The organism is Delftia sp. WSY_22 (assembly GCF_043104185.1).
Lineage (GTDB): Bacteria > Pseudomonadota > Gammaproteobacteria > Burkholderiales > Burkholderiaceae_C > Comamonas > Comamonas tsuruhatensis.
On the sequence record NZ_JBICKN010000047.1, the window covers coordinates 1 to 1,111 of the forward strand.

Genomic DNA, 1,111 nt, shown 5'->3' on the forward strand with positions numbered 1-1,111 from the left:
GTCACGTGGACCACGGCAAGACGACCCTGACGGCTGCCATCGCCACCGTTCTGTCCAAGAAGTTCGGCGGCGAAGCCAAGGCTTACGACCAGATCGACGCAGCACCTGAAGAAAAGGCCCGCGGCATCACGATCAACACCGCCCACGTCGAGTACGAAACGGCCAACCGCCACTACGCTCACGTTGACTGCCCCGGCCACGCCGACTACGTCAAGAACATGATCACCGGCGCTGCTCAGATGGACGGCGCTATCCTGGTGTGCTCGGCCGCTGACGGCCCGATGCCCCAGACCCGCGAGCACATCCTGCTGGCTCGTCAGGTGGGCGTGCCCTACATCATCGTGTTCCTGAACAAGTGCGACATGGTGGACGACGAAGAGCTGCTGGAGCTGGTCGAAATGGAAGTGCGCGAGCTGCTGGCCAAGTACGACTTCCCCGGCGACGACACCCCCATCATCCGCGGCTCGGCCAAGCTGGCCCTGGAAGGTGACGCAAGCGACAAGGGCGAGCCCGCCATCCTGCGTCTGGCTGAAGCCCTGGACACCTACATCCCCACGCCCGAGCGCGCTGTGGACGGTGCCTTCGCAATGCCCGTGGAAGACGTGTTCTCGATCTCCGGCCGTGGCACCGTGGTGACCGGTCGCGTTGAGCGCGGCATCATCAAGGTCGGCGAAGAAATCGAAATCGTCGGTATTCGCGACACCCAGAAGACCATCGTCACCGGCGTGGAAATGTTCCGCAAGCTGCTGGACCAAGGCCAGGCTGGCGACAACGTGGGCCTGCTGCTGCGCGGCACCAAGCGTGAAGACGTGGAACGCGGCCAAGTGCTGTGCAAGCCCGGCTCCATCAAGCCCCACACCCACTTCACGGCTGAGGTGTACGTGCTGTCCAAGGACGAAGGTGGTCGCCACACTCCGTTCTTCAACAACTACCGTCCCCAGTTCTATTTCCGCACGACCGACGTGACCGGCTCCATCGAGCTGCCCGCCGACAAGGAAATGGTGATGCCTGGCGATAACGTGTCGATCACCGTCAAGCTGATCGCCCCCATCGCCATGGAAGAAGGTCTGCGCTTCGCTATCCGCGAAGGCGGCCGTACCGTGGGCGCTGG

General features: G+C 63.3%; 1 protein-coding gene. It reads left to right on the forward strand.

What is annotated here, in order from left to right:
- Nucleotides 1–1,111 (forward strand): elongation factor Tu (gene tuf / locus ACF8NF_RS21455; protein ID WP_392451242.1); only part of this gene is annotated, 1,111 nt, incomplete at both ends.